Genomic DNA, 23,302 nt, shown 5'->3' on the forward strand with positions numbered 1-23,302 from the left:
CATTCAGTGGCACCAAATTCATGCAACTGGGGGAAATACCCTCCAAACGTGCATGGACGACACTGAAATTGAACGCGAAGCGCCTGGCGAACTCGTCCCCTACGGGAGACGGTCGTATTTCAGACCTGACCCACTACCGCCGGCTCGTGACCTCGAACTGACGAGGGAGTTTTACGAACTCCTCGCCGATGCGACCTTCTGGCTCGGAAAGCTCAGCGGCATCAGCCTGGAACTGGATTTCCCACCCGTCCTCTACACGTCACTCCTCCGGAAAGAAGCGATGGAATCCGCCGAGATCGAAGGCGCCGATGTCGACTACAACGCTCTTTACAGGCTCGAAACGCGACAACTCGACGAGACTGTCGATAACGAGAGAGACAGCGATACGAAAGACACACAGGAGGTTCTCAACTACGAGCAGGCGGTCGAAGACGGACTCGACACGCTTGATAACGGTGAATCACTCTCCGTCGAACTGTTCCATGGCCTCCATGAAACGCTACTGACCGGTGTTCCCGACGATCGCGTCGACACCGACACCATCGGTCGCTACAAGACGACGCCGAACCACCTGGGCGATTTCTTCCCGCCGGTACCGAACGAGATAGATGGCCTGATGGACGCGCTGGTGACGTACTACCGGACCGGCGGGAGCTACCACACGCTCGTCGATATTGCATTGTTTCACTACCAGTTCGAAACGATCCATCCGTACGGTGATGGCAACGGACGGCTCGGTCGCCTCCTCATTACACTCCAGTTGTACGACCGTGGGCTGCTCGAACGGCCGAACCTCTATCTCAGCGAGTACTTCAATCGGAACAAGGAGGCGTACGTGGACCGGATGGGGGCTGTTCGGGCCCGTGGCGACTGGGAGGACTGGCTGTCATTTTTCATCCGTGGTGTCGCGAGACAGGCTGAGGAGTCCGTCGAGCGGACGCTCGCTCTCGACGACCTGCGGCGTCGCTACCAGGCGGAGTACGGCGGCGTCCAGTACTCGAAAAACCGTCTGGCGTGTCGCCTTTTCGAACAGCCCTATCTGACGATACAGTCGGCCGCAAACTCGCTCGACGTCGAACGGTCGACCGCCTCCCGCGCCATCGACACGCTGGTTGACGAGGGCCTCTTGGAGGAAGTGACAGGAAACCAGCGCAACAAGGAGTACCGTGCCCGCGAGATCTTCGAGATCCTCGAACGGCCACCGCAGACGTACTGAGTGAACCGGAGGCCGTTCGCAACGCCGATGCCACGACCGATCCCCGGCGCGCGATATGAATTACTTTATCGCCAGCCCGTGAACGTCGACGGGATGTCACGCCCTGACATCGGTCCGCAGTCGTTCGACGGCGGGCCGCTGATCCCTGTCGTAACGTACGTGTTGACGGTCCTTGTCCTCTCCGCGCTCGCGCTGGTCTCCACAGGCGGGTCGCCATCCCCGCTTGCTGGGATCGCGTGGGGTGTCTTCCTCGTCGGCCTCGCGGTCGGTGCCTTCCTCGCCGAGGGGATCGAACCGCGCTCGGTCGTCCCGTCCGTCCGCTCACTCGGCGTCGCACTCGCCGTCGTCACCGCGTTCTGGGCGCTCTACAACGCCGTCGCGGCCGTGCTCGCGATCGGCGGTGTTCCCGGGTTCTCCGCCGGCGCGTCGCGAGTCGCGGCCCACCCGCTCCTGTATCTCGCGGCGTTCGGAAGCTCGTTGCTGTTTACCGCCCTTCCGGAGGAACTCCTCTTCCGGGGGTACCTCCAGGGGAGCGTCGCCTCCTTGGTCGGCGAGCGGAGCCGTCGGGCAACCGGCGTCGGGATCAGCGTCGTGGCCGTACTGTTCGCGCTCTTCCACCTCCCGCGGTGGTTCCTCATGTCCGGCCACAGCGTCGGTGTCGATCTGGCCGCCCGCCTACTCGGACTGACCGCGGCCGGACTCGCATTCGGACTCGTCTACGCGCTGAGCGGGAACCTCTGGCTGGTGGCGCTGTTCCACGCGACGATGAACCAGCCGCCGTTCCTCGTGACTGTCCACACCGAGGGCTTGGTCCACTACCTACTCCCGTTCGTCGAGTACACTGCCATCGTCGCGGCCGTGTTCGCGCTCTATCGGCTGACCGGAACCGAAGGACCGCTGTTCGGTCGTCCCGGCGTGTCTGCCTCCGTGCCGTCTGACGACTGACCGGGCGGCCGCCCTGCACTTCTCCCCAGGGTTGACCCACCGCCAATTGTCGCAGGCGATACTGGCGGCGGAACTTATATTCTCGATTGTCTATAAGGGCACAACTGAGGCAGTTACGGGGATGAGCAACACCGAGAAGAAGATCGCGGACACGCAGGGGAAGTACCTACTCGCGGTGTCCCAAGGCCAGCGGCTGACCGACGCCGAGTGGCAGAACTGCCGGATCATCCTCACCACCGAACGCATCGCGCTGATGGCCGACGACAAGCGCCAGATCGCGCTCGACGAGATCGACCGGATCGCCGACCGTTTCGACGTCAACCAACAGAGCGCCGGCGTCTCCGAGTACGTCGGCTTCCACGTCGGCGAGGACGTGATCCTCGTCTCCGCGTCGAACCACGCCGAGTTCGAGACGGACTTCTATCGGGCGAGCCTGAACGGCGCGGTCATCCGGGTCCAACATCCCGCACTGAAAGGCGGCGTCGTCCAGAACGCCGAGTGGACGAAAGGCCGGCTGAAAGTCAGCGACGAGGCGTTGCAGGTCGCGATGGCCGACGGGCAAGCAGTCACCATCGACCGAGCCGACATCGGTGATCTGGCCGTCGAGGACAAGGACATCGGCGGCGAGGAACGGGCCGTCATCGAGGTCGAACACTCCGAGGAAGGGATCAGCGTCGAGACCCACCTCGCCGGCGACGAGTTCCACGCGACCGTCCTCCAGGTCATGCTAGAGGAGAGCGCCGAGCAGAACCGGGCCGATCTGGACCTCTCCTCGACGGAGAAACGCGTCATCATGGCCTTACACTCGGGCGTCTCCCCGTTCGACATCCCGAACTTCGTCGGCATCGACGTCGAAAAGACCGAGGCGATCTTCGACCGGCTCATCGAACTCGACGTGATCAGCGTCGTCCGCGAGCGGACCGAAGTGAACCTGACGACGAAAGGGCGACGGGTCGCTGGCGAGCGGATGGGAGAGCAATGAGCCCATTCGTTCGCACCTCCGAGGAACAAAACGGACGCTTGAGGCGGTGCAACGCGATGACGAGACGTTCGGCGAACTCCTGAACCGATTAGTGGATTCTATTCGCTACCCTGTTCTGACGCGTCCTCTGGGCCGCCTTTGATATCGAGTATATCCGCTGCTACCTCGGTTACTCGCTGCTGATGCTCGGCCGTCGTTCCGGCACCCTGTGCAGCGTCGAGTTGCCCGTCGACGATGGCGTTCTGTTGGGGACCCCACACTTCCGGCGGGTTCGACTTGATGTACTCCACCCAGCGCTTGATCCCCTCGATGCGTTGCTCTCGGTTTCGCTCGTGCTTCCGATCGAGGCGTTCACGAACGTTCGAGTCGCTCATATTCGGATTCCACGTCCAGCCGTGTAACCCACGTTTCGAGTCGTGAGACACTAAGGCTTTCCTCGAAGAGCGTATACAGGTGGACCGCGTCCTCGATGTCTTTTTGTGTACCAAGATAGAGCTTGTACGCGATCTGGAGTTCGAGCGGGCCGATTGGGATTGTTTCCCCTCCGATTCGAGCCGTGATCGAGTTCTCCAGAGAGGCGTGGTCGAATTCGTCACGGACGAACTTCACTTCCAAGTGGGGTGTAATTTCGTCGTCGGGGGCGACCCAGATGTTATCGCCGTTTTCGAGCATCTCGTACATCGACGTAAGCGGCATCGCTGGCCCCCAGAACTCTCGCTCATCGAGTATCGAAACGAGCTGATTGACAGTCGTTGCATCGACGGGTTCGATCAGCACGTCCACGTCTTCTGTGGACCGTGCTCGGCCAGAGAGGATCGAGACGTACCCCGCGATGTAGACGTGGTCGATATCCACCTGACCGAGGACCTCGGAGAACTCGATCGCCAGTGTATCGAGTTTGTTGGGCTCACGTTCGACCACGAGAGTGCCATCTCGTAGCGCAACTCCGCTCATGATCGGATTTCACTTGGATACGTCATAAATCAGTGGTTGTCAAATAGGACTCCGTGTGTTTGAGTATCCGCTATCTCTCTGGATGAATGAATCCTCCACGGCGATCTACTCTTCGAAACTAGTGGTAAGCGGACACAAACGACCTGTCCACACCCGTAGGCCCGGCGATACCAGCAGCCCACACACACGGCGCGAAACCCGCCGAGCCCAGAAGGTTGAAGCGGGCCGGCGTCCAGGGTGAGGTATGCACATCGATACCGCGGTCATCCTCGCTGCCGGCGAGGGGACCCGGCTCCAGCCGTTGACACGGAACCGGCCGAAGCCGATGTTACCGGCGGCGAACCGGCCGATCCTCGAACACGTCTTCGACGCCCTGGTCGAGGCCGGTATCGAGCGGCTGGTCGTCGTCGTCGGGTTCAAACGCGACCGCGTCCAGAACCACTTCGGCCCCGCCTACCGCGACGTTCCAATCACCTACGTCCGCCAGGAGAAACAACTCGGGAGCGGGCACGCCCTCGCACAGGCTCGGAGCGAGGTAGACGGTCCCTTACTCGTCCTGAACGGCGATCGTCTCATCGACGCCGGGACGATCGAGGCCGTCGATACATCCTTCGCCGAGACCGGTGACCCGAGTATTGCGGTCACCGAACGGCGAGACACCAGCCGGTACGGGGCCGTCGAACTGCGCGACGGCGACATCGCGGACTTCGTCGAGAAACCGAGCGACGACGGCTACCGGCTGATCAACGCCGGCGTGTACGCGTTCCCCGAGAGCATCTTCCAGTCCATCGAGGAGACGCCACGCACGGCCGGGGAACTGGGGATCACCGACACCATCGAGCGCTTGGTCGCTCACGAACGGGTCCGCGGTGTCGAGGTCGACGGGATGTGGGTCGACGCGACCTATCCGTGGGACCTGTTGACCGTCGCCCGCGAAGTCCTCGAGCGCGGGCAGGTCACCGAGACCGAACGTGATGACGGCGTCTGGGTCGACGACGACGCCAACGTCCACGAGGAAGCCGTCCTGCGTGGCCCGGTCGTCGTCGGGCCGGACTGTGAGATCGGGCCGGACGCCGTCGTCGGTCCACACACCGCCGCGGGCGCGAACGTGACGATCGGTGCCAACGCGGTCGTCCAGCGGTCGGTACTCGACGCGGACACGCGTGTCGGCCCGGGGTCGACACTGCTCGATACGGTCACCGGACAGGACGTGGATCTGGGCGCGAGCACGGTCGTTCCGGGTGGGACCGCCGACGTCCAGGTCGGGACCACCGTCTTCGAGAACCAGCGTCTCGGTGCCGTCATCGGCGACTGGACGACCGTCGACGGTGCCGCAAGTATCGCACCGGGGACGCTGATCGGCACGGACGCGACGCTGCACACGGGCGTCACGGTCGACAGCAACGTCGGCGAGGGCGTGGAGGTGACCCGCTGATGTGTGGCATCATCGGCTGTGTCGGCCGCGGCGACGAGACGCTCGACACGCTCGTCCACGGGCTCTCGAAACTGGAGTACCGGGGCTACGACTCCGCTGGCGTCGCCCTGACGAGTACGGACGAACCGGTCAGTATCTGCAAGAACGCCGGCGACATCGACGGGCTCAAACAGGCGCTGGAGAGCGTCTCGCTGTCGGGCGAGGTCGGGATCGGCCACACGCGCTGGAGCACACACGGCCCGCCGACCGACGCGAACGCCCACCCTCACCAGGACTGTCACGGCTCGGTCGCCGTCGTCCACAACGGCATCATCGAGAACTACCAGGAACTCCGTGACGAACTCGTCGGGGCCGGTCACACGTTCACCTCCGACACCGACACCGAGGTGATCCCCCACCTCATCGAGCGGGAACTGGAAGACGGTGCCAATCCCGAAGCCGCCGTCCGGAGCGCCGTCGCGCAACTCGACGGGAGCTTCGCCGTCGCGGTGGTCGTCGCCGGCACCGAATCCGTCTTCGCCGCGCGCAACGACTCGCCGCTGGTGTTGGGCCTGACCGAGGAGGCGACCTTCCTCGCCAGCGACGTTCCTGCCTTCCGTGATTTCACCGACCAGGTCGTCTATCTCGACGACGGGGAGTTCGCCCGCCTCGACGCCGACGGCTGGACGGTCACCGACACCGCGGGGACCGTCGTCGACAAGGAGGTCAACACCGTCGAGTGGGACCCCGAGGAGACCGGCAAGAGCGGTTACGACCACTACATGCTCAAGGAGATCCACGAGCAGCCACGGGCGCTCCGACAGTGTCTCCGCGGCCGGGTCGACGAGCTATCCGCGAGCGTGGACATCGGCGACCTGGGTGACCTCTCGCCGACGGGCGTCCAGTTCGTCGCCTGTGGGACATCCTATCACGCGGCGCTGTACGGCGCCCAACTGTTCCAGGCCGCCGGCATCCCTGCCCAGGCGTTCCTCGCCAGCGAGTACGCGACCGGTGTCCCACCGATCGGCGATGCGCTGGTCGTCGGCGTCACCCAGAGCGGCGAGACGGCCGACACCCTCTCGGCGCTCCGGGAGGCCCGCAGTCGCGGCGCGCGTACCCTGGCCGTGACCAACGTCGTCGGCTCGACGGTCGCCCGCGAGTGTGACCACGCGCTGTACATCCGTGCCGGCCCCGAGATCGGCGTCGCCGCGAGCAAGACCTTCGCCTCGCAACTGGCCGCGCTGAACCTGCTCGCGTTGGGGACGACCTCGACCGACGACACCCGCGAGGTCATCGCCGCGCTCCGGGACTTGCCCGGACAGGTCCAGTCGATCCTGGACAGCTCGGCGGCCGAGGCGGTCGCCGAACTGTACCAGGACGCCGACGCCTACTTCTTCATCGGCCGGGGCCAGCAGTTCCCCGTCGCGCTGGAGGGCGCCCTGAAGATGAAAGAGATTACCTACAAACACGCCGAAGGGTTTGCGGCCGGCGAACTCAAACACGGGCCGCTCGCGCTCGTGACCGAGAAGACGCCGGTCTTCGCGGTCGTGACCGGCGACGACGAGCGCGCTCGGAAGACCGTCGGCAACATCAAGGAGGTCGAAGCCCGCGACGCCCCTGTGGTCGCGGTGACCGACGGCCAGAACGACGCTGCTCGGTACGCCGACGAGGTGTTGGAACTGCCCGAGACCCACCCGCGGGCCGCGGCCGTGCTGGCGAACATCCATCTGCAGTTGGTGTCGTATCACACCGCAGCGTTGTTGGGTCGGCCGATCGACAAGCCGCGGAACCTGGCCAAGAGCGTGACGGTGGAGTGAACTGAGGCTATCGTTGACCGTCCTCGTCGGGTGGGGCTTCGGGTGGAGCAAACAGCGCGAGACAAAACGCCCACAGGTGGCTATTGGTGACGACTGTTCGAAGCGGCCCTGACCATTGCCACCCGACTGTAAGTACGGTGTGAAGCGTCGACTGGCGATAGACGTGGACCGCATACGAGCAGGCTCGACGAACCGGAGCGACGAATGGACCGACCCTCCGAGTTGCCGAGAGATCGATCACGATCTGGTCGGCGTTCGGCTCGCGGGTGACCCACTGTACGATGGCAGATGCGGTGACCACAGTGGCGAGCCATTCGAGGACTGTCTGTTCAGTCTGACCCGTAATCGACTGTTGATACATCGCAGCGAAACGATTGAAAACGGATGTACCGTACCGATACATGCGCGCTACGTTCGATGTATTGAGTGTCGTATCGATACGAGTGACGAATTCGGAACTGTCCATACCGAATACGGTTACCTCTCAGTGGTGTTCGTCGTTCCAATCCGTGTCACTCGACCGGTGATGACGGCGTCATTTGTCACGACGGTCAGTTCGGTATCGACCCGCAGCGGACGATCGGTGTACCACGGCGTGTCGTCGCGGAGCCACGCAGTGAGTTCGAGGCCGACGAGCGCATGGCTGCCTTCCGTTTCCGGTGCTACATTTCGGATTGTTCCGACAGTCTGCGATCCGACACGGACGTTATCGCCAGTCTCGACGACACGGCCGACACTCTCGTTCACAGCGAGGACGACAGGTACGCTACTTGACTGAATTCGACTGCTGGTCTGGTTGACAGTCATAACCGTGACCGGCGTTCTGTACCCCCGCGTGAGAACGATGCTCTCGTCACCGCCGTACAGGGACCGCTCTCTTCTCAGTATTCCCTGTTCATCGATCGCTGGCCCGGAGAAGTTCCCCCGGTACCGAACACGGGCGACGATTTGCACTCTGCTGTCGGACGTGAACCCCTTCGCGGTCGTTGTCACTTCGTATGAACTTCCGGATTCAGCGAACGCAAGTGTCGAACCCTTGTCTATCGATGCTGCGTCGCTCGATATGGGTACTGTATAAGTGACCGTTGCGTACCGTAGTGGCTGCGATTGGTCGGTCGTATCGGGCGACTCGCTGATGACGAGTGCGACGCCTGCCACTACGACTGTGACCAGAAGGACGACGACGAACGCGTCAACGATATTTACGATTCCGAACAGCGACCCGTCTTCGTCGAGAACTGGTCCCAACCGTCCCGATCCAGCCATACGGCAACTGTCCGGCCTCCTCCGTATGAGTGTTTCGAGGGTAATAGAGCGCGATCCGAGACCCCGACTCACGAACGGACGGCCGAAACACGGATTCCAGCGTCCGCCCGAGCCCGTCTGACCGACTTACTCGTCGCTATCATCACGCGACAGGAGAAATCTGAGAGAATCTATCGCGACCTGATACAGTTGCCGAACGACGATCTTCGCGTCGAACGCGAGCGACTGACTCTGGATGTACTCGATGTCGTATCTGAGCTTCGCCTGTGGGTCGTGGCCGGTCACGTCGTTGATCTGTGCCAGTCCAGTCAGTCCTGGCTTGACGAACCAGCGGCTCCGCCACCCGGTCACGGTCGAGTCGATGTCGGCGTCGAGTTCCGGGCGCTCGGGCCGCGGGCCGACGACGCTCATGTCGCCCCGGAGGACAGCCAGAAGCTGGGGAATCTCGTCGAGATGGGTCGTTCGCAGGACGTGGCCGACACGGGTGATCCGTGGGTCGACACCACCGGCGTCTTCGGCACTGATCTGCGGGCCAGTCTTCGCTTCCGCCCCCGTGATCATAGTCCGGAACTTGTAGATCGTGAACGTATCACCAAACGACGCAGTTCGGCGCTGTGCGTAGAGGACTGGGCCGGCTGAATCGACTTTGATCGCGGCCACAATCACGAGGATGACTGGGGAGAGAACCAGGAGGGCACTACTCGCGAAGAGGACATCGAACGAACGCTTGAGGATGTAATCCTGCAGGTCCCACGGTTCGAGATCCGTCCGGACGAGATCACCACCGTCCGTATCGGCGATCAGCACGCCGTCCGCGTGCTGGCGGTGGACCATCGCCTGGATACCGTGTTCGTAACAGGCGGCGAGCGTCCCGAAGAATTCCTCGCGGTCCGGATGGCGAAAGCCGAGCAAGACGGTGTCGATATCGTGTTCGACCAGTACCTCGGTCAGCCCGGAGAGCCCCCCGAGACGGCGTAGATTCAGTTCGTTTCCGCCGTCGGTCACGTACCGAGTCGCTTGTTCTGGTGGCGTAGTGACGGGGTTCGGTGGCGCGACGTATCCGACCACGTCCATCGTTGCTGCATCCTGAAGCCGTGCCATGATCGTCGCGTCGTCACCGACGATCACCGCTCGACGACTCGTCCGGGGCCGCTGCCGGATGAAGACGAACCACCCTGGAATGACCACGAGGAGACACAGCACGCTGGCCACCAGCGTCGTCCGTGGGAGCCGTGTCGACCAGTCGAAGTACCCGATCGTCGCCAGCCCGGTCGCAGCGAGCATGACGCGCTTGTGTGATAGTTCGACGGTGTCGAGAATCCGACGGGGACGCGGCTTGAATAGCGGCCACAGCGCCCCGACGACGACGACTGCGGTGGTGACAATCTCGTCGAGAAGGTCGCCGTTACCGTAGGTCTCCGGTTGCAGGTTGTTCAGCACCGGCAGTGACGTGACTGCGTGCTGGACGATCGATAGATTCGAGACTGTGACTGCGAGCGTAGTGAGACAGAGGACGCCGCCGACAGCAGCGAGTCGGTAGCGCCACCCGGAAATCATCTTCTAGAAGATAGTAAGTCGAGTATAAAATGTCTATGGGAGCTGTCGTGGTAGTGCTTATTTGGGTCATTATGCAATCGAGAACAACCTATGGCTAGCTTTCAGTTGTTTTTGCTTCGGCATTACTCAAGCTACCCCGTTACCATCCACGACAAGGGCGAACAGCGCAACCCATTTCATTTCACTTGAAAGACTGTCGAGGGGACGGACTAGTTGGCCCTGATCAACCCCGGCGACCTAATTGTTACAACCGGATCACGTGCACTATCGCTATCGGTGTGGTCGGCGAGTTCATCGCCGCAGTGGACAACGAGTTCGAGTTGAATGTATCCGTCGAGCACTTTGAGAATATCTGCGACGAGAGCGATACCCACTAGATGGAGATCGAGACCGTCCGCTACGACGCCCTCGTCACTGGGAAGTTACAGGATTTCAATGCTGGCGTCTATGATCTATTCTAGACGCTGGCATGATTCACCGAAACGACTGAGAACCACGAGGACCGGTTCTTCCATGTCGTGCTGAACGAGAACTGAGCTATGGACGTCCTCGTCACTGGTGCGTGTGACTATATGAGGAGTGGCCTCCTGCTGCTACTCACCGCCGATGATGGGGTTGACCTGTGATCGTTCTCGACGACCTCTCGAAAGGGTTGCCACGGGCCCTGTTCGCGATTCTCGACAGCATATTCGATTTTCGCCGCGGCGACGTTCGGGAGTGCAGCGACGTTGAGAGTGCGAGGCGTGGTGTCAACCGTATGATTTGGCAAGTATTAGTGCAGTGAGTACCCACAACCACCGTGAGGCGACCCTAGCCGCCAACTACGAGAAGATCGAGAACGTCTTGAACGCTGCCGGAACCCGGCGTCAAGTGGATGCTCTTCACCTCCTTGTGTAACATCTACGAGCGGGCGCTAAGTACCGACATTGACGAGACGGTTGACTCGGACCGATCAGCTCCTACGCATATTCGAAACCCCAGTTGGAGGATCTCCTGGTGGAGTACTGGGAGGGGGTCGATATGACCGGGACGGCGTTGCGGATGGCCACCAAGTACGGCCGCTCTCCGGGTGTCCGATTCAACCTCTTGGTCAACTACTTCGTCTTCCGCGCCCTGACCGGCTGACCGTTCACGGTGTACGGCGACGGCTCGAACTGGCGGCCGTTCGTACATGTACGAGACGCGGCACGGACATACTACGACTCCGTGCGACATCTCGATATATGGGACGCCTTCATGTACCATGTCGGGTCGAACGACGGCAACTATCACGTCGCCGAAACCACCGACGTCGGTGCCGAGGGGGTCGCCCCGGTCGACGTACCGTGTCTGGAAGACGAACACTCTGGACCGTCGTATCACGTCGACTTCGGCCGCCTCGAAGGGACCAAGTTCGAAACCGAGTGGACGCTCCGTGATCCTGCTTAGCGATTTACCAACAATGCCTGGCCCAATCGCCACCCCGCATATCGACGTCACCGACGCTGCGGGCTACATCGGTAGCCGCGTCGCACATCAACTACAGCAGGGGCATCCGGACTGGGAGATAACCGCGCTGGACAACTTCCATCTCGGACAAGTGAGAGTGATCGGCGATTTTTAGGCTCAGTACGTCGATATTCGGAACCGGGATTGCCTGGAGTTGGCCCTGGCGAGTCCTGATATCGTGATGGATCTGGCCGCGATTTCAGGCGTCGACAACTGTGAGGAGAATCAAGATTTGGCCTACAGGGTCAACGTTGAGGGCACGAACAACGTTGCCTGGTTCTGCCGGAAGACCGGTGCGGGGTCGATTTTCCCGTCCAGTATGGCTGTGCTCGGTGACCTACAGGATTTCCCGATTACAGTCGATCACCCGCGCGACCCATGAACTGGTACGGCCGGACGAATTTGTTGCGTGAGCGTGCAATCGAGGACTTCGCCGAGGGGCGTTCCCGGCCCACCAGTTCATGACATCGAATCTCTACGGGAGCCGCGAGATCGACGGGCGGACGGTTTCGAAGGGGACCGTGATCAACTTCTTCATCGACCGGGCGCTCGCGGGCAAGACGTTGACCGTGTATGCACCCGGGACGTCGTCGCGGAATTTCGTTCAGGTGAAAGACGTAACGCAGGCGTATCTTCGGGGTGTGGAGCGGATGGTGGAGCAGTTACAGACTAGGGAGACGGGTGTCGAAAAGTACGAGATTGCGAGTGACGAGGATCCGAGCGTGATGGATGTGGCTGAACAGGTACAGGCGGCCGCTTCGGAGCTCCTCGGTGCGGAAGTACAAATCGAACTAGTCGAGAACCCTCGCGGCGACGACGAGACACTCGTCGAGGAGTTCGCAGTCGATACTACGTGTGCTCGAGTGACAATCGACTGGCTGCCAGAACACACCGTCGCTGAAAGTATTCCTCACCTCCTCTAACCGCCAGCAACGAGCTACGGCAGTCCCGAAATCACAGCCCGGCACATACCGAGAAAATCTCTGATCGTCGGAATCGACGCTCTGTGGAGATACTTGACGCCTCTCCGGTACTCACCGCTTGCGAATGCTAGCTTTGCAAGCGAAAAGCGGTGCCGACCGATGACTGGATAACCCTCTAGGGCGAGGTCGACGACCTCCTCGGAGAACTTATTGAGAAACGCTCGACGGGCACGGACTGCCGTCTCGATATCTGGAAACCCGGTGTCGTGTTTTGTGACCAGACACTCATCAACGAACGCCAGTTTCCATCGTTGGAGAAACCGAACGAGGAACTCCCAGTCTTGATGGCGCTCGAACGATTCGTCGAACCCACCTAATTCCGCTAACACCGGGGTTCTAATCAACAGTGTCGACGCGCCACCGTGTGCGAACTCAAGTAAGAGCAGGTCTCGAAGGAGCCGTTCGTCGCCTTCGTATCCGGTCGGTCGTGGGACGAGCGTGTCCACGGTAGTCGTGAGTCGTGACCGCCGTTCGTGCTGGAAACCACAGTAGACGCCACCCCACCTCGCGGACCTGCTTTCGAGACAGGCCACCTGTCGCTCGATTTTCTCTGGGTGCCACTCGTCGTCGGAGTCGAGAAACGCCACGTACTCTCCGGTCGCGGCTTCGATACCCGTGTTCCGAGCGGCGCTTCCGCCACGGTTCTCACTGTGTGATAGATAGGTCACGGCCGACCCGTACTCGTCGACGAGGGCCTCGGTGTCGTCGGTCGAGGCGTCATCGACGACGATGACCTCAATTTCGGAGACGGTCTGGCTCAGTGCGGAGTCGATTGCGCGTGGGAGCACGCTCGCTCGATTGTACGTCGGGATGACCACACTGACCGTGACCATATTGTCTTGTTCGGTACAGTATCCGCCACCAGATATAAATTAGTCGACCAACAGAGTGTGGTGTCGTCGTCCATCCGGGTTCAATCGCCCGTTGAGCAAGACACACACAACGTTTTTACTGAATGTCATCGGAACGCTTGAACAATGCAGCGCCGTGTCGAACTTGTCGTGTGGATCGTGCCTGCGCTGGCGCTCCTTCCGCTTTTGACTACTCCAGTTCCGGTTACGATACACGGGCCACGAGAGATTGCGGGGTACTTTCAAGCACTCGCCCTCGCCCGGATTGGGCTGGAGTCGTACTTTTTGTTGACGCCTCAAGAGAGTTTCAGTGCCCTCCACCTTCACAGCCTGCTGATTGCTCCGCTGGTCGCGTTGGGGTACGTAGAAGGAGGACGCCTCGTCTCGCTACTGGCGGCGATCGGTTCCGTTGCTGGCGCTGGCTACGTCGGGTCACAGCTGGCCGATCAGAGATCAGCGCTTCTCGCCCCGGCTGTGCTGTGGGCACAGCCCGTGTTCGTCCGCCACGCTTGGGTATTCGAGCCTGACACGCTGAGTATCTCGCTGACAACTGGTGCGGTGGCCTGTGTCCTTCGCTATCTCGACACGGAAGATCGTCGCTGGTTTGTCGGCTCTGCAGCCATGCTCGTTCTTGGTATCACGAATCGTATGTGGGAAGCGACGATTGTGCTTCCACTGGTCGTCGCGTTACTGTGGGAGGGGCGTCGACGGGAGGCGCTGTGGATGGCACTACTCGCTCCCTTGACTGCGGCGCTCGTGAGTTTCGTCACCGAGCTTCAACCCTCCGGTGCGAGTACACTCCTCGTTCACAGTACTCGTCAGACCGGCCTCGGTATCTTTCTCAGGCCACGGTTCTGGACCGCGCATCTCGACCTGCACTATGGGCTACCCGCCCCGTACGGGCTAGGACTCACTCTGTTGCTCCCTCTCTCGGTTGGCGCGTGTCTCTACTGGGCAATCCGCGCGCGCCGAACTGGTGAATTACGGGTCGCAGTCTTGGCCGCTTGGCTCGCGAGTGGGCTGGCGATTCCGTTGATGCTCGCTCGTGGCTATCTGATTCACTACTACTATCTCTGGGCGCTGCTAGCCCCGTTTGCTGTCACCGTCGCTCTCGTCGGGAACGACGCGATTGACTGGATTGGGGCTACAGCCGACCAGTCTCCGGATCGAATCCGCAGTACCGTCGTCGCGATACTCGTGGTCGGTGCGCTCACTCACGCGCTGGTCTTTCAGGCTGGTGCGCTCGGCGGCACGACACTCCCGGTCGTCCAACACGTTGATAGCGAGCAGTACAAGAGTTCGGACGCGACGGAAGCGGGTGTAACTCTTCGAACGCTTGACCCACGACATGTGGCGAGCTTATTCGTGGGGTCTTGGGAACAGGATTTCACGAGAGACACTGGCCGGGTCGCGGTCTACAGCGGAATTCTCTTTCGCCAGCGAATTGTTGGCGCTCCTGGCGGTCCCGACCTCGTCACCACCCTCGAAACAGTGACTCCGTGCGAGGCTCAGCAAGCCTCGGATCACGTCGTCGTCCAGAAGGCGAACGGAACGATCTCGGTCCACGACTGCCGGTCGACTGGGTAACCAATCCTGAACCGTGGTCCCGGAGTCACAGAAAGAGCCAAACGAACGAACGTCCAATCAGGGGACAGATGGACCGACCGCCGAATATCGTGTTCCTCGTCTGGGACGCCTGTCGGCTCGACTACGCCCGAGAACATGCCCGGACGTTGTGTGATTTAGGGTCGTCGAATCTCTGGTTCGAGCGAGCGGTTACGCCGGCCCCGTGGTCACTCCCGGCCCATGCATCTCTGTTCAGTGGGCAGTATCCACACGAACACGGGCGGACAGAACTGGGGGACGACCTCGACGGATTGCCCCTTACACGATGTCTGTCTGAGGAGGGATACACCTGCTACGGGGTATCAGCAAACGGGTTCGCTTGTCAGCGGACCGGGTTTCACGACGGATTCGACGAGTTCCACTACACGCGGGGCAGAGAGCGGTTCGACGACGCGCTCGCCGTCTCTGGCGCGGTGTTGGGCCACCTCCGTGAGACGGACGGGAGCAAACCCGGCGTTGCGATTCGGACGACCCGTTCTATTCTGGCCCACGAAAAGCCGTTGAAAAGCCTCGTCAACGCCGGCGCGGTCGGACTTGGGGCCGCCGCGGTTCGATTGCGCCCTCTCCAGCGGATCCCACATCCGCTCTGTGCTGCTGACAGCGGCTACGTGTACTCCTCGCGGGCGAACACGGCCCGACTGGAGACGATCATCCGGCGTGAGGCCGAGACGCAGACTCCGTTTTTCGTCTTCGCGAACTACATGGACACGCATCGGCCCTACAAACCGAACCAGGAGACACAGCGACGGCATCTCGGCCGCACACTCTCGCGCTCGGAACTGGAACGACTCAACGACGACGTGGCGGACCCGTGGGCGTTCATCGCCGCAGTGGAGAACGAGATGGTCAGTGACGACGACGTTGAGGCTGTACGCGGCCTGTACGCGGGCGAGGTCGAGACCGTGGACGAACAGCTACAGCGCCTGCTGGAGACGCTCGACGAGACGGGCCAGCGGGAGAACACACTCGTGGTCGTCACGAGCGACCACGGGGAGAACTTGGGTGAAACCGACGAGCGCGGAGAACGCAGGATGGGCCACGAGTCGTCGGTCAGTGACTCGCTTGCGAGAGTACCGCTCGTCGTCGCACATCCAGCTCTACCGGCGAGAACCATCGAGAAGCCGGTGTCACTTCGTCGGCTGTTCGACATCTTCACCCAGCACAGAGAACGATTTCTCGACGCCGGCGGGCGTCTCGACAGTCTCCCCTCCGAACCGATTGTGACCTGTCAGTATCCTGCCGCCGGCGGGGAGCACCTGTATCAGGCACACCCGGCGGTGCAGGACGCTGCGCTCCAGTATCGGGTTAGCGACCACGCGGTCGTCGCCTACGGGGTTGACTGGCGGGTCGGTCTCGACACGACCGGTGCCCGCTGGGCCGTCGCAGATGGGGAATCCTGTTCGTTCGATGCTGCCCCCGCTCGCCTGCGTGAGCGTGCGCACGAACAGCTCTCCGGACTTCGACACTTGTCAGACCCGACGGAACTTGACGACCCCCAAGTCTCACAGCTGGAAGCTCTTGGGTACATGTGATTACCCGACGCTCTTGTGAAGCACGTTGTTGATTTTCAGAGGGCAGCGTCGAGAGCATGTTTGAGTGCTTCGTCACTTGGTTTTCTGTAGAGTTCGCAGCGGAGCTGAAAGGCTCTGAGATGCGGTGTTAGCTTGTCTTTTGACACTCCTCGGTGGGGCGAAAGCCACCGTCGCGTCAGCAACGCGTGGCTCTCGCAAGTGTTGACGTGGATGTCGCCGTCGCCGTGGACGACGTATTTTCGGGTGAATGCGTCGTCCTCTTCGAGCGGCTCGTAGGCCCGAAACCCGTCCGTATAGACGGTCAGCGACTCTTCGTCGTGGTCAGCAAGCAGGAGTCGGACGGTCGATTCGTTGGCGGATTTCGCTGGGACGACGTACCGATCGTCCGAGCCCCGATCGACCAGCGTGAACACCGGCGGTTTGTCCCCGTTGTACGATCCACGCCCGCGCGTAGACAGGCCAACGCGAGCGCGACTCCTGGTCGCGCTCGCGGCCTTTGAGACCGGCAGACACGTACACTTCGTCGATTTCGACCGGTCCAGACAGCGTGATCGAAGGCGCGTCGAGCGCTCTGGCGAAGCGCTCGACGCGCCGTCTCACCGTCCTGTAGGAGAGATCGAGTTCCCCCCTCGATCTGCCGGATACTCGCGTTAAACCGTAAGAACACGTAGGTCGTGAAGAACCACTCTTTCAGCGAGAGCTTCGAGTGAGCGAAGATCGTGCCAGTCTTGTCGTTGAACGTGCGACCGCAATTCTTACACAAATATCGCTGATACACCCGATAGCTGCCGTTTCTGACCGTCAGGTCAGAACGGCAGCGGGGGCACTCAACGCCGTCACGCCAGCGAACCTGTACCAGCAGGTCCGCTGCAGCCGATTCCGACACGAATCGGCTTACTGGGAACATATCGGGCACTGCTGGCGCGGTGCCCTTGCCCTCTTCGACTTTCAGCCGCAGCTCTCGCAATCAACAATCTACTTTGCAAGAGCGTTACCCGATATATCCGACCGGGTCATTTTTGTAGCGCCTTCCGGTGATGTACACATCGTGACTAACGAGGGCGAGGACACCGAAATCTCTCTCGGTGAGAAATTTCGGGCGATATACGGCGTCGCGCAGTACCGGCCGCTGACCGCGGCGGGCATTATCGTTTTGAGTCTCTTTGCGGCGGTTCTAGAAGGGGTAGGACTGAGCTTCTTGATTCCTGTCATCTCGCTCGCACAGGATGCCGGTGACACCACAGACATGGGACGTTTCGGCGAGGTTTTCGTACGTGCATACGAGTTCGTCGGCATTCCGTTCTCCCTCGAAGCCGTCATCGCCGGTGTCGCCGCCGTGATGGTACTTCGATACACGTCGAGTTTTGCTGTCTCGTGGCTGCAGGCGAGCCTTCGGACGTACTATGCCCGGCATTTGCAGACAGTCGGGTTCGAGAACGCGCTCGACGCCCGAATCGCATACTACGACGACCACGGATCTGACGAAGTGTTGAACGCCATCGTCACGCAGGCTCATCACGCCGCAACCACGATTCAACGTAGCGTCAAGCTTATCGAACAAGGGCTGCTCGTCTTGATGTACGCCGCGGTGGCGGTGTATTTAGCGCCACAGTTGACCCTCTTTACTATCGTTGTCCTCGGCGGCATTCTGTACGGGTTTCGTTCCGTGCTTGAAGCGGGATACGACGTCGGTGACCGGGTCGCAGAAGCGAACGAACGGATACAGGAGTCTGTTCAAGCGGGCGTACAGGGTATCAGAGAAGTCAAATTGTACGGGCTGCGGGACGAAATCTTCCGTGATTTCGATAGTGCTCTCGGGCAGTTTGCGCGCTCACAGATCAAACTCCGACGCAACCAGGCGATGCTGGAAAACGTCTATCAGATGAGTACCTCGGTTGCGGTGTTCGGTCTTATTTACGTCGCGATAGAGTTCGCGTCGATGTCACTCGCGTCACTCGGTATGTTTCTCTTCGCAATGTTCCGGTTAGCGCCGCGAGTGAGTACCTTGAATAATACGGTCTACCGACTGGAAGGAGAGTTGCCACACCTCGTTCGGACTCAGGCGTTCGTCGCGGACTTACAGCACAAAGAGGAACTCGACGGCGGGACGACGCCACTTCCCGACTCCGTCGACCGACTTACGTTCGATGGAGTCGACTTTTCGTACGACGACGAGCGGATATTTTCCGACCTCTCGTTCGACGTCGAGCGAGGGGAGTTCATCGCGTTCGTCGGTCCCTCCGGGGCGGGTAAATCGACGATAGCCGCGCTCATCGCGAGGCTGTACGACCCGGATTCGGGCGAGATACGGGCCGATAATGCGGATATCAGCGAATACGATATCGCGGCTTGGCGCGACCGTCTTGCAGTCGTCCAACAGAACCCGTATATCTTCAACGACACGCTCCGCTACAACCTCACTCTCGGTAATAGAAATGCGAGTCGAACTGCGATTCAGGAGGCGTGTGAGGTCGCTCAGGTGTCGGAGTTTCTCGATGAGTTACCGGACGGCCTCGATACCGTGCTCGGAGACGATGGCGTCCGTTTGTCGGGCGGCCAACGCCAGCGCGTGGCCTTGGCTCGGTCACTGTTGAAAGACGGTGATGTCCTCGTTCTAGACGAAGCGACGAGTGACCTTGACTCCACTATCGAGGGACGGGTTCACCGCGCTATCGAAAACAGGGACCGAGACTACGCGATGATTGCTATCGCCCATAGATTGTCGACCGTGATCAACGCCGACCGCATCTATACGCTCGAAGACGGTCATATCACCGAAGTTGGCCAACACGACGACCTCCTGGATTACGATGGGACGTACGCCAATATGTACGATGCACAGACTACTCACGACACCTAGTGACGAGAACGGCCACTAAACGTCACTTTTCCAACCGTACACATCTGCAGATATAAGTAGCTGAATGCAGTGACTGTACCCAATGACGGTGGAGGTCTCCTCACTGATTGTCGATATCTCGTCCTCGCTCCGGGAAACGATGCAGGCGATAGACCAGACCGGGCTTGGGATCGCGTTCGTCACGGAGAATTCGGAACTTGTCGGTGTCGTCACGGACGGGGACATCAGGACGGGGATTCTCCGAGGGATGAGTATCGACGACCCGGTCGAACAGGTCGTCAACGACGATCCCATTTTACTCCGTAACTCGTGGGAGGACCAACAGCGACGGCGGAAACTTCGAAGACGGGACATCGAGTCGAAAGTCCGACACCATGGCTCCCTTGTCGTCCCCGTTATCGACGACCAACGGAGAGTCGTCGACTTCGAGTTCATCTCCGCAGACACCGAGATACTCAGCCGTCCACAGTCCTACACTGGAAGTGTCTCGACCGTCCTCGTCATCGGCGGTGCTGGGTATATCGGCTCGGTCCTCTCTCGCTGTCTGCTCGAAGACGGCTACCGAGTTCGCGTCCTCGACAAGGCCGTCTACGGGACTGCGGGCATCAGCGACCTCCGTACGAACGACCGATTTACCTTCATCAAGGGCGACATGCGCTCGATAGAGACGGTCAGCGAGGCGATCACGGGCGTCGACGCAGTCGTTCATCTCGGGGCGCTCGTCGGTGACCCTGCCTCCGAAATAGATCCCCAGAAGACGCTGGAGATGAACTACCACTCGACCCGGATGATCGCGAACATCTGTAAGTACCACCAGATCAACCGGTTCATCTTCGCGTCTACCTGTAGCGTCTACGGAAAGAGTCACGACGCTACGAAACTCCTGACCGAAGAAGATAGTCTCAATCCCGTCTCACTCTACGCGAAGACGAAGATCGAATCCGAGCAAGCGTTGCTCGATATGGCCGACGGGAACTTCTCACCAACGGTCTTTCGGATGGCGACGATTTACGGGCTCTCGCCACGAATGCGGTTCGACCTCGTCGTTAACATTCTCAGTGCCAAGGCACACTTCGAGAACACCATCCCGATCTTCGGTGGCGACCAGTACCGCCCGAACGTCCACGTCCGAGACGCTGCCAGAGCCTATATCGCCGCAATTGAGGCCCCGATAGACGACGTCGGTGGTGAGATATTCAACGTCGGATCGAACGCCCAAAACTATCGCATCGCGGAGGTCGGCAGGCAGATAGCCGATGTATTCCCTGATGCAGAGATTGACTTCCATCGCGATAAAGAAGATGACCGAAGCTACCAAGTCGACTTCTCAAAGATTCACGAGACTCTCGGGTACGAAGTCGAAGAGACGATTCAGAGTGGGTGCTGGGAGATAAGGGATACCCTTGAAGTAGGTGAGTTTGCGGACTACACTACGGAACGGTACAGCAACTACAAGACCCTCGAAGACGCACCGATTCTCGATATTTGAGTGCCTCGAGGTCCCACTGTGCCAATCGCCGCCGCCGGAACGGGTATAGGTATCGCCCAGTATACCACAGGGTATGCAGATAGATGGGCGTGTTATTGAACCGTACACAGACGCATACATCATCGCCGAAATCGGTTCGACGCACAACGGCGAGTTCGAGCGGGCCAAAAAGTCGATCGACGCTGCTGCTGCTGCCGGGGCGGACGCCGTCAAATTCCAGCTATTTCGCGCCGACGAAATGTACACTGACGCCGTCGACCAAGAGGTCTACGACCACGTCGTCAAGATCGAAGTCCCCTACGACTGGATTCCCGAACTGGCCGCGCACGCCGAAGAACAGGATGTGACATTTCTCACGACGCCGTTCGACACCGAGTCGGTTGACGAGCTCGATCCGTACGTTCCGGCGTTCAAGGTCGGCTCGTCTTCACTGAGTCACGTCGAGTTCATGCAACACTTGGCCGGGACTGGGAAACCGATTCTCGCCTCGACGGGTGCTCAAGACCTCGACGACGTACGGGATGCACGCGATACACTGACCACGGCTGGCTGTTCGGAGTTCGCGTTTCTCCACTGTGTGTCAGCGTATCCAACCCCGCTGGAAGATATCAACGTCCGCGCAGTCGCCACACTCCGTGAGGAATTTGGCGACCCAGTTGGCTTCTCGGATCACACGCTCGATCCGGGTACAGCCCCGACCGCTGCTGTCGCGCTCGGAGCATCCATCGTCGAGAAACACTTCACGCTCGACCGGTCACAGGACGGTCCCGACCACTCTCACTCGCTCGAACCGGACGAGTTTGAGACGATGGTCGACGCGATTCGCGCGACCGAACGAGCGCTTGGCACCGGAGCGGTCACTATCACCGACATCGAGCGTGATTGGTACGAGGACGCACGCCGAAGTGTCCAAGCAACGCGTGATCTCTCGGCGGGCGAGACTATCACGTCCGACGATGTCGGGGTCCATCGCTCCGTTGGAAAGCGACGTGGCGTCGACGCCAAGCAAATCGACACGGTCCTCGGAGCTACGCTTGTCGAACCCGTGGCCGAGGGTGACGGAATCACCGAAGACCTTATCGAACGCGACGGGGAATTATCCGATTGAGCGCCCGCGGCCGCGTCGAGAGCAGGACACACAGCACAGACTCCCCTCACAACCGACATCGTTAAAACAGCTCAAGGATGGCTATCCCTCACATCACCGAATGACGACGGTCGCTATCTATCTCGGTGGCGAGGCCCATACAAGCATCGTCCGGTATCTTTCCGGGGTGTCTTGGGTCCGGCCAGACGGAATCACGTTCGTGCTCGTCGGGGACGACCTCGATGTTGGTGACCTCACCGACCAGTACAATAGCTACGATGTCGCCCGCTCTCCGGGAACTCGGGGAGCAGACAGTTTTCGACTCGCGTACCGCGACCTATGCCGATACCTCGGTGAAGATGTCGAGACGCCTGACGCGCTCTGGCAGGTCAAGTCGCCAGAGATTCACGCACTCCCGCTGATCGCCGCGGGCCGACAGTTCGGGGTGCCGACTATCACTCGAATCACGAACCAAAACTTCTCGGAGTGGCGTGAGCGTCCCGGCATCGGCGCGACTGTCAGAAGTCTGTTGTTGAATAATGTTGGGTTGCGCGGCCTGCGCTTTTCGGACCGAGTACAGGTGTTGAGCGAGAACAACCGACAGAACTTGACCGACCGCGGCGTGCCGCCTGAGAAGATTACGGTCCTTCGTTCTCCACTGAACACCGACCAGTTCGCACCCGTTTCCGACGAGCGAAAGCGGGAATTGCGACGCGAGTTGGGATTCGACGAGACAGCGACGTGTGTCGTCTACGTCGGCCGATTGATAGATATCAAGGGCATGGACACGCTGCTGGATGCAGCATCACGCCTCCCAGAACTGAACTTTCACGTGGTCGGCGACGGTCCCTTCCGAGCACAGTTCGAGGAACACGAGAACACCGTCGCACACGGACTCGTCCATCCAGATGATGTCCACCGATACTACAAGGCAGCAGATTTGCTGCTTCATCCCTCCTACACCGAGGAAGACGGCATTTCGTGGTCGATGATCGAAGCGGCCGCGACACGTCTCCCCGTCGTCACGCGAGACATCGAGAACGCGGCCGAGACTGCGAGTTTCGTCTTCTCGGAGTTAGACGAACTGTGCCGATATCTCGAGCAACCTGAGCAGTGGCGGCCGGCGACCTATCCAGAAAAGTGGTCTATCGACTCGCTCCGGGGCGACTACCAATCGTTTTTCAGGGCGGTCGTGGAGTCGCCGTCGGCCGTCCGGCAGTCCTGAACGCGCCGAG

16 protein-coding genes and 3 pseudogenes are annotated in these 23,302 nt (G+C 60.5%); 13 read left to right on the forward strand and 6 right to left on the reverse strand.

Going from position 1 to position 23,302, the window contains the following annotated elements; genetic code table 11:
* Positions 1 to 52 precede the first annotated feature (52 nt).
* From P0204_RS12170 to P0204_RS12180, 3 genes are all read left to right on the forward strand, one after another.
* Positions 53 to 1,216: a Fic family protein gene (locus tag P0204_RS12170; protein WP_276179571.1), complete on the forward strand. Its 1,164-nt coding sequence runs from the start codon at positions 53 to 55 to the stop codon at positions 1,214 to 1,216.
* 93 nt (positions 1,217 to 1,309) lie between these two features.
* The gene (locus tag P0204_RS12175) at positions 1,310 to 2,161 is read left to right on the forward strand and encodes a CPBP family glutamic-type intramembrane protease (RefSeq protein ID WP_276179573.1); all 852 of its coding nucleotides are present in this window, start codon (positions 1,310 to 1,312) and stop codon (positions 2,159 to 2,161) included.
* Between the two features lie 121 nt (positions 2,162 to 2,282).
* A complete protein-coding gene (locus P0204_RS12180) occupies positions 2,283 to 3,143 on the forward strand; it encodes a CheF family chemotaxis protein (protein ID WP_276179575.1) in 861 nt (286 codons plus the stop codon).
* 98 nt (positions 3,144 to 3,241) lie between these two features.
* On the opposite strand, the gene P0204_RS12185 is transcribed toward P0204_RS12180, so the two are convergent.
* Both P0204_RS12185 and P0204_RS12190 read right to left on the reverse strand, forming a co-directional pair.
* Entirely contained in the window at positions 3,242 to 3,517 is a 276-nt protein-coding gene (locus P0204_RS12185; protein ID WP_276179577.1) for a DUF8150 family protein, read from the reverse strand.
* Positions 3,495 to 4,097, reverse strand: coding sequence for a hypothetical protein (locus tag P0204_RS12190; RefSeq protein WP_276179579.1), 603 nt, complete (start codon positions 4,095 to 4,097; stop codon positions 3,495 to 3,497). Before P0204_RS12190 ends, P0204_RS12185 begins: the two co-directional genes overlap by 23 nt.
* Before the next feature lie 244 nt (positions 4,098 to 4,341).
* Here P0204_RS12190 and glmU point away from each other — a divergent pair, with 244 nt between their 5' ends.
* Together glmU and glmS are read left to right on the forward strand one after the other, a co-directional pair.
* A complete protein-coding gene (gene glmU / locus P0204_RS12195) occupies positions 4,342 to 5,532 on the forward strand; it encodes a bifunctional sugar-1-phosphate nucleotidylyltransferase/acetyltransferase (RefSeq protein WP_276179581.1) in 1,191 nt (396 codons plus the stop codon).
* Complete coding sequence (gene glmS, locus P0204_RS12200; protein ID WP_276179583.1) at positions 5,532 to 7,328, forward strand: glutamine--fructose-6-phosphate transaminase (isomerizing); 1,797 nt, start codon at positions 5,532 to 5,534, stop codon at positions 7,326 to 7,328. Before glmU ends, glmS begins: the two co-directional genes overlap by 1 nt.
* Before the next feature lie 477 nt (positions 7,329 to 7,805).
* Here the strand turns inward: glmS and P0204_RS12205 are convergent, their stop codons facing one another.
* Together P0204_RS12205 and P0204_RS12210 are read right to left on the reverse strand one after the other, a co-directional pair.
* The gene (locus P0204_RS12205) at positions 7,806 to 8,594 is read right to left on the reverse strand and encodes a DUF4330 family protein (protein WP_276179586.1); all 789 of its coding nucleotides are present in this window, start codon (positions 8,592 to 8,594) and stop codon (positions 7,806 to 7,808) included.
* A gap of 126 nt (positions 8,595 to 8,720) precedes the next feature.
* The gene (locus tag P0204_RS12210) at positions 8,721 to 10,151 is read right to left on the reverse strand and encodes a sugar transferase (protein WP_276179588.1); all 1,431 of its coding nucleotides are present in this window, start codon (positions 10,149 to 10,151) and stop codon (positions 8,721 to 8,723) included.
* 539 nt (positions 10,152 to 10,690) lie between these two features.
* On the opposite strand from P0204_RS12210, the pseudogene P0204_RS12215 reads away from it, so the two are divergent.
* Positions 10,691 to 11,579 (forward strand): annotated as a pseudogene (locus P0204_RS12215) (NAD-dependent epimerase/dehydratase family protein).
* Between the two features lie 13 nt (positions 11,580 to 11,592).
* Positions 11,593 to 12,562, forward strand: a pseudogene (locus tag P0204_RS12220) (NAD-dependent epimerase/dehydratase family protein).
* A 14-nt stretch (positions 12,563 to 12,576) separates the two neighbouring features.
* Here the strand turns inward: P0204_RS12220 and P0204_RS12225 are convergent.
* A complete protein-coding gene (locus tag P0204_RS12225; protein ID WP_276179590.1) occupies positions 12,577 to 13,455 on the reverse strand; it encodes a glycosyltransferase family 2 protein in 879 nt (292 codons plus the stop codon).
* A 144-nt stretch (positions 13,456 to 13,599) separates the two neighbouring features.
* Here P0204_RS12225 and P0204_RS12230 point away from each other — a divergent pair, with 144 nt between their 5' ends.
* Positions 13,600 to 15,060, forward strand: coding sequence for an ArnT family glycosyltransferase (locus P0204_RS12230; RefSeq protein WP_276179592.1), 1,461 nt, complete (start codon positions 13,600 to 13,602; stop codon positions 15,058 to 15,060).
* A gap of 68 nt (positions 15,061 to 15,128) precedes the next feature.
* On the forward strand, positions 15,129 to 16,631 hold the full coding sequence (locus P0204_RS12235; protein ID WP_276179594.1) for a sulfatase-like hydrolase/transferase: 1,503 nt from the start codon (positions 15,129 to 15,131) through the stop codon (positions 16,629 to 16,631).
* Positions 16,632 to 16,666: 35 nt separating this feature from the next.
* Here P0204_RS12235 and P0204_RS12240 read toward each other — a convergent pair.
* Positions 16,667 to 17,538, reverse strand: a pseudogene (locus tag P0204_RS12240) (IS1595 family transposase).
* A gap of 141 nt (positions 17,539 to 17,679) precedes the next feature.
* Between P0204_RS12240 and P0204_RS12245 the strand changes: the two are divergent.
* From P0204_RS12245 to P0204_RS12260, 4 genes are all read left to right on the forward strand, one after another.
* The gene (locus P0204_RS12245) at positions 17,680 to 19,491 is read left to right on the forward strand and encodes an ABC transporter ATP-binding protein (protein WP_276179596.1); all 1,812 of its coding nucleotides are present in this window, start codon (positions 17,680 to 17,682) and stop codon (positions 19,489 to 19,491) included.
* Between the two features lie 82 nt (positions 19,492 to 19,573).
* Positions 19,574 to 20,980: an NAD-dependent epimerase/dehydratase family protein gene (locus P0204_RS12250; protein ID WP_276179598.1), complete on the forward strand. Its 1,407-nt coding sequence runs from the start codon at positions 19,574 to 19,576 to the stop codon at positions 20,978 to 20,980.
* Positions 20,981 to 21,053: 73 nt separating this feature from the next.
* Positions 21,054 to 22,088 carry an N-acetylneuraminate synthase family protein gene (locus tag P0204_RS12255; protein WP_276179600.1) on the forward strand — a complete coding sequence of 345 codons (1,035 nt, stop codon included), beginning with the start codon at positions 21,054 to 21,056 and terminating at the stop codon, positions 22,086 to 22,088.
* Positions 22,089 to 22,188: 100 nt separating this feature from the next.
* Complete coding sequence (locus tag P0204_RS12260) at positions 22,189 to 23,292, forward strand: glycosyltransferase family 4 protein (RefSeq protein ID WP_276179602.1); 1,104 nt, start codon at positions 22,189 to 22,191, stop codon at positions 23,290 to 23,292.
* The last annotated feature ends 10 nt before the right edge of the window (positions 23,293 to 23,302 follow it).

It is taken from the genome of Haloarcula halophila (assembly GCF_029278565.1).
GTDB classification, from domain to species: Archaea; Halobacteriota; Halobacteria; order Halobacteriales; family Haloarculaceae; genus Haloarcula; species Haloarcula halophila.